Annotated in this window: 6 protein-coding genes; all 6 read left to right on the plus strand. The window is 60.3% G+C overall.

Annotation, left to right across the window (positions count from 1 at the left end; translation table 11 throughout):
* Window positions 1–548: zinc-binding dehydrogenase (locus ACZAHD_RS20525; protein ID WP_462458399.1), on the plus strand; the 548-nt coding region annotated here is incomplete at its 5' end.
* A gap of 203 nt (window positions 549–751) precedes the next feature.
* A complete protein-coding gene (locus tag ACZAHD_RS20530) occupies window positions 752–2,374 on the plus strand; it encodes a TIGR04028 family ABC transporter substrate-binding protein (protein WP_462458400.1) in 1,623 nt (540 codons plus the stop codon).
* A 10-nt stretch (window positions 2,375–2,384) separates the two neighbouring features.
* A complete protein-coding gene (locus ACZAHD_RS20535; protein ID WP_462458401.1) occupies window positions 2,385–3,329 on the plus strand; it encodes an ABC transporter permease in 945 nt (314 codons plus the stop codon).
* Window positions 3,326–4,177, plus strand: coding sequence for an ABC transporter permease (locus ACZAHD_RS20540; protein ID WP_462458402.1), 852 nt, complete (start codon window positions 3,326–3,328; stop codon window positions 4,175–4,177). Before ACZAHD_RS20535 ends, ACZAHD_RS20540 begins: the two co-directional genes overlap by 4 nt.
* Window positions 4,174–5,778, plus strand: coding sequence for a dipeptide ABC transporter ATP-binding protein (locus ACZAHD_RS20545; RefSeq protein ID WP_462458403.1), 1,605 nt, complete (start codon window positions 4,174–4,176; stop codon window positions 5,776–5,778). Before ACZAHD_RS20540 ends, ACZAHD_RS20545 begins: the two co-directional genes overlap by 4 nt.
* Window positions 5,775–6,556, plus strand: a 782-nt coding sequence (locus tag ACZAHD_RS20550) for a putative FMN-dependent luciferase-like monooxygenase (RefSeq protein WP_462458404.1), incomplete at its 3' end; no start/stop codon positions are given. The genes ACZAHD_RS20545 and ACZAHD_RS20550, both read left to right, overlap by 4 nt.

Here is a 6,556-nt window from a genome sequence, read left to right on the forward strand (position 1 = left end):
AAGTGTCCCATATTAAACCCGGTCAATGGATTGCCATCTATGGCCTTGGCGGCCTCGGCAACCTGGCATTGCAGTATGCGAAAAACGTGTTCAATGCCAAAGTCATCGCCATCGATGTTAACGATGCGCAGCTGGCGCTGGCCGCCGACATGGGCGCCGATTTGACCATTAATTCCCGCAATGAAGATGCGGCAAAAGTGATTCAGGAAAAAACCGGCGGTGCTCACGCAGCCGTCGTCACCGCGGTCGCCAAAGCGGCGTTTAACTCCGCCGTTGATGCCGTCCGCGCCGGTGGCCGCGTGGTGGCCGTTGGCCTGCCGCCGGAAGCGATGAGCCTCGATATTCCGCGTCTGGTTCTGGATGGTATCGAAGTGGTGGGCTCACTGGTGGGCACCCGTCAGGATCTGACCGAAGCCTTCCAGTTCGCGGCCGAAGGGAAAGTGGTTCCGAAAGTGACGCTGCGTCCGCTGGGTGATATCAACGCCATCTTTAAAGAGATGGAACAGGGGCAAATTCGTGGCCGTATGGTTATCGATTTCCGCCACTAAGCCTCGCGCCTCTCCCCCGCCGGGAGAGGCCGTTTCATCATACCGGCCTCATCATGATCACATTACGCCGGCTATCTGCTGCATAGAATCTGTCCCCGACGCGGCAAATGCCTTTTCCGCAAATACTTAGCGCAATTCGTTGGTTCCTTTGTTTATATCCACGCCCGATGATGGCAAGACAATAGATAACAAAGGAATTCACCATGCAAAGCCGTGTTCGTCTGCCCGTGTTGGCAGCCCTCTTTTTATCCGGCGCTTTTTCCGCCTGGGCCGCCGATACGCCGGTCAAAGGCGGGACCTTAATCTATCTGGAGCAACAGCCGCACACCAATCTCTATCCACCGGCCGGAGGATTCTATCCCAACGGCGGTATCCTTAATCAGATAACCGATAAGCTGACCTGGCAAAACCCGAAGACGCTGGCGATTGAACCGTGGATTGCGCAGAGCTGGACAACGAACGCCGACAAAAGCGAATACACCTTTACGCTGCGTCCGGGCATCACCTTCTCTGACGGTACCCCGCTTGACGCCAACGCGGTGGCCAAAAATTTTGATACCTACGGTCTCGGCAATAAAGCCCAGCGTCTGCCGGTCTCTGAAGTGATCAACAACTACGACCATAGCGAAGTCATCAATCCGCTGACGGTGAAGTTCTATTTCAAAAAACCGTCGCCCGGCTTCCTGCAGGGGACCGCCACCATTGGCTCCGGACTGGTCTCTCTCAGTACATTGCAGCGTAATTTCGACGAACTCGGCGATGCGCGCAATATTATCGGCTCCGGGCCCTTTATCGTTAAAGAGGAAAAACCGGGTCGTGAGCTGACGCTGGTTGCCCGTAAGGATTATCAGTGGGGGCCGAAAAACCTGGCTCAGCAAGGGCCGGCCAACCTCGACGGCATTACTTTTATCGTCACCCCGGAAGACAGCGTGCGTATCGGGGCGTTACTGGCGGGTCAGGCCGATTTTATCCGCCAGGTTCAGGCCTACGATGAAAAGCAGGCGACCGATCAGGGATTCAGGATTTATGCCGCCCCCACCCGTGGCGTCAATGACAGCCTGAGTTTCCGCCCGGATAACCCGCTGGTTTCCGACCTGCGCGTCCGCCAGGCGCTGCTGCATGCCACCAACGCAAAACAGGTGGTCGATACGCTATTTTCCGCTAACTATCCGCAAGCGACCTCAGCTATCGCCAGCACGGCGGCGGGTTATGTGAATCTGAGCAACAAGCTGGCCTTCGATCAAACCAAAGCCAGGCAGTTGCTCGATGAAGCTGGCTGGAAACCGGCCGCCGACGGGATCAGAGAGAAAGATGGCCAGCGTCTGGCGCTGACGGTCTATGAATCGCTGCCGCAGCCGCAGAACAAAGAGGTGCTCCAGCTGATTGCCCAGCAGTGGCGCCAGGTCGGGGCGGCGCTGAGCGTAAAAGCAGGCGATGCCGGTAGCCGGGTTATTGATAACCTCGATCCGCTGAAGACCCCGCTGACCGTGTCGGAAGTGGGTCGCGCCGACCCGGATGTGGTGAAAAGCATGTTCTTCCCGACCAACCGCGATGCCCTGCTGCAACAGGGCGGCTCCAGCAACAAAGTGCAACGCTTTCGCGACGATAAGCTTAACGATCTGCTGACCGCGATTGCCGCCGAAGTCGATCCGCAAAAACGCCTGCAGTTGACCGGCGATGCCCAGCGCTATCTGCTGGATAACGCCTACGTGATCCCGATATTTGAAGAGCCGCAGGTCTATGCCGGCGCGCCGTGGGTGAAGGGCGTGAGCTTTGAAGCCGTCGGCCGTCCGTCATTCTACGGCACCTGGCTGGAAAAACACTAAGGGGGATGGGATGAGCCATAACCTTCTGCGACGTCTGGGTCAGAGTTTACTGGTGCTGTGGGCGGCCTTCACCCTCTCCTTCGTGCTGCTGCAGGTGCTGCCGGGGGATGCGGTGCTGATCAAATTTCAGAACCCGGATCTGGGGCTCAGTCCGGCGCAAATCGCCGACATGCGCATCGCCTACGGTGCCGACAGTCCGATCTGGAAGCAGTATGTCCATACCTTAGCGGCGATGCTGCAAGGGAATTTTGGCTACTCGTTACAGTCCGGTATTGCGGTCAGCACGCTGCTGGTCAGTAACCTGCCGGATACCCTCAGTCTCGCAATCCCGGCGTTTATACTGGCTGTCGCGCTGGCCTTTAGCCTGGCCTTCGCCTCACGCTTGCCGGGTCTGCGTTGGCTGAGCAATACCTTACAGTCTTTACCGGTGCTGTTTATCTCGCTGCCGACATTCTGGTTAGGCATTGCGCTGATTCAGCTCTTCTCCTTCCAGCTGCGCTGGATCCCAGTGATCAACCCCGGCCCGCTACAGGGGCTGATACTGCCTGTCATCGCTGTCGCAGTGCCCATTTCCGCCCCGCTGGCGCAGATCCTGATGCGCAGCATGGACCAGGTGGCCGCCCTGCCGTTTGTGGCCGTCGCCCGCGCCAAAGGGATGAGTGAAACCGGCGTCCTGTGGCGACACGTCACCGGCAACGCCCTGCTACCGGCGTTGAATATCGCCGGGCTGCTACTGGGGGAGCTGATCGCCGGCGCATTGATTACCGAAACCGTCTTCGGCCGCGGCGGCCTGGGTCAATTGACCCAACAGGCCGTCAACAATCAGGATATAGCCGTATTACAGGCGGTGGTGATGATCTCCGCCCTCGCATTTGTGTTGATTAACCTGCTGGTGGATCTGCTGATGCCACTGTTCGATCCACGCCTGAAAACCGTAACCGGAGGAGTGGTATGAGCCTCGTTGATTACGCCACCGCCGTCCGCCGACGGGCGCCAAGCCGTCGTCCACTGCGTTTCCAGCCGGGGCTATGGCTCGCCTGGAGCATCATGATCATCGCGCTGTTGATGGCACTCGCCCCGCAACTGTTCAGCGGCTATAACCCGCTTGAAGGTACCTCCGGCGCACAGCGTCTGGCGCCGCAGACCGGTCACTGGCTGGGAACCGACCAACTGGGGCGCGACCTGTGGACGCGGATCGTCTATGGCGCGGTCCACTCGCTTTCCGCCGCGCTGGCGGCTGTCACAATCGGACTGCTGGTCGGTACCGCGCTGGGCACGCTGGCTGGCGCCGTTGCCGGACGCGTCGAGTCGCTGGTGATGCGACTGGTTGATGTTCTGCTGGCCATCCCGTCACTGCTGCTGTCATTAACGGTGATTATTCTGCTCGGCTTCGGCACCGTTAACGCCGCGGTGGCGGTGGGCGTCGCCGCTATTGCCAGCTTTGCCCGCCTCGCACGAGCAGAAGTGGTCCGCGTGCGGCACAGCGACTACGTCGAAGCGGCCTTTGGCAGCGGAGGCACTTTCTTCGCCGTCTTCTGGCGACATATTTTACCCAACTCGCTCACTGCCGTACTGGCCTTCGCCACGCTGCAGTTTGGTCAGGCGATTCTCGCCCTCTCCACCCTGAGCTTTCTCGGCTACGGTACGCCGCCGCCAGTGCCGGAGTGGGGGCTGCTGATCGCCGAAGGACGCAACTATCTCTCGACCGCCTGGTGGCTGACCACCTTTCCCGGCGTGGCGGTGGTTGCCGTGGTACTGGCGGCCAACCGCATCAGCCGTCAATTTAGCGGAGAGCGCTCATGAACGTATTACGCGTGGAAAATCTACGTATCAGCTACCGTTCGCAGCGCCGCTGGCAGGAAGTGGTGCATAACGTCAGCTTCAGCCTGCAACGTGGGGAAATGCTGGCATTTGTCGGAGAGTCTGGTTCCGGTAAAACCACCACCGCCCAGGCCATTATCGGCCTGCTGGCGAACAATGCCCGACGCGACAGCGGACGAGTGGAAATTAATGGCGAGGATATCAGCGGCTGGTCGGGGAAACGACTTGATAGTCTGCGCGGCGCGCGTATCAGTCTGGTTCCGCAGGACCCGGGCAACTCCCTGAACCCGGTACAAACGATCGGCACGCAGGTTGGCGAAATACTTCGTTTGCACCAGAAAGAGCGCGCCGCCGCACGTAAGCAGCAAGTACTGGCCCTGTTGAGCAAAGTGGGTCTCAGCCACCCCGAGCAACGCTATTATCAGTATCCGCATCAGCTCTCCGGCGGCATGAAGCAGCGGGTCTTAATTGCTATCGCCATTGCTCTCAAGCCGGATTTGATCATTGCCGACGAGCCGACCAGCGCCCTTGATGTCACCGTACAAAAACGCATTCTCGACCTCCTCGATGCCCTGCGCCGGGAGTCCGGAACGGCGGTGCTGCTTGTCACTCACGATCTGGCGCTGGCGGCGCAGCGTGCCGACCGGCTGCTGGTTTTTCGCCACGGAGAAATTCAGGAACAGGGCATCACCGCGGATATCGTCCGCGCGCCGCAACACGCCTACACCCGCCAGCTGTTGAGCGATCTGCAGGGAACTCAGCCTACCATCGGCACAGCGCCACGCCGCTATCCGGCAACGCCCACCATCCGGGTTGCGGATATCAGTAAACGTTTTTCGCTGGGCGACAGCGGGTTGCAGGCACTGGACGCCGTCAGCTTTGAAGTCAAACGCGGCACGACCCATGCGTTAGTTGGCGAGTCAGGTTCGGGCAAAACCACGCTGGCGCGGATTCTGCTCGGTTTTGAACAGGCCGATAGCGGACACATCGCCATTGATGGTATCGATGCCGGTCATTTAAGTCGCGAGGCGCAGCGTCAGTTGCGGCGTAAAATTCAGTTCGTCTATCAGAATCCGTTCGCCTCGCTCGACCCGCGCCAGACCCTGTTTGAGATTATCGAAGAGCCGCTGAAAAATTTCGCCCCGCTGAGCCCGGTCATCCGCCGTGCCCGCGTCGAAGCGGTTGCGGCCCGGGTCGCGCTGGCTCCGGAGCTGCTGACGCGGACCGCGCGCGAGCTTTCCGGCGGTCAGCGCCAGCGGGTTGCTATTGCGCGGGCGCTGGTGCTGGAGCCGACGATTTTGGTCCTCGACGAAGCCACCTCCGCGCTGGATGTCACCGTGCAAGCGCAGATTCTCGCTCTGCTTCAGCAGCTTCAGCAACAGCTGGGGCTGACCTATCTGTTTATCACCCACGACCTGGCGACGGTGCGCCGCATCGCGCAGAGCGTCACGGTACTGCGCGCCGGTCAGGTCGTGGAATACGGCGAAGTCAACCGCCTGTTTAGCCAGCCGCAGCACGACTATACTCGCGAGCTCATCGCCGCCATTCCCCACCAGTCCACCCTGAGCAAGGAGATCGCATGACGCGTAAACGCCTCGGTTTTTTCACCCGCCTCCTGGACGCAGCCCCTGCGCAAGAGCGCTACCGGCTGGCAACCGAACAAATTCGTCACGCCGAACGCCTCGGCTTTGACACCGCATGGATTGCCCAGCATCACTTCCACGAGCATGAAGGCGGCCTGCCTTCGCCGCTGGTCTTCCTCGCCCATGTCGCGGCGCAGACCGAACATATTCGCCTCGGTACCGCCATTATTACGCTGCCGATGGAGAACGCGCTGCGGGTCGCCGAAGACGCAGCCGTGCTGGATTTACTGGCCAACGGGCGTCTTGAGGTCGGCTTTGGCTCCGGCGGCACGCCAACCTCATTTCTGCCGTTTGGCTTCACCAGCGAGCAGCGGGGGGACGTCTTTGCCGATAATCTTCATCTCCTCCAGAGCGCCTGGCGCGGTGATTCACTGGCCCACCCTGAAAATCATCTCTACCCGCCGGCGCCGCAGCTGGCTGAACGGATCTGGATAGCGACGTTTTCGATTGACGGTGCCGTTCGCGCCGGCCAGGCCGGTCACGGCCTGATGCTTTCGCGCACGCAGCCGCGCCCGCACGGGCAGCCGGGTTTACCGCTTGATGCTATCCAGAATCCACTTATTGATGCCTACCTCGCGGCACTGCCAGCCGGCACAGCGCCGAGGATCCTTGCCTCACGCACTGCCTTTGTCGCCGACAGCCAGCAGTACGCCCTGCAAGTCGCCGAACCGGGATTACGCCAACAGGCGGCGGCACATCGCGCCGCCGGGTATGAAAT

The organism is Raoultella sp., from assembly GCF_039594335.1.
GTDB lineage: Bacteria > Pseudomonadota > Gammaproteobacteria > Enterobacterales > Enterobacteriaceae > Klebsiella.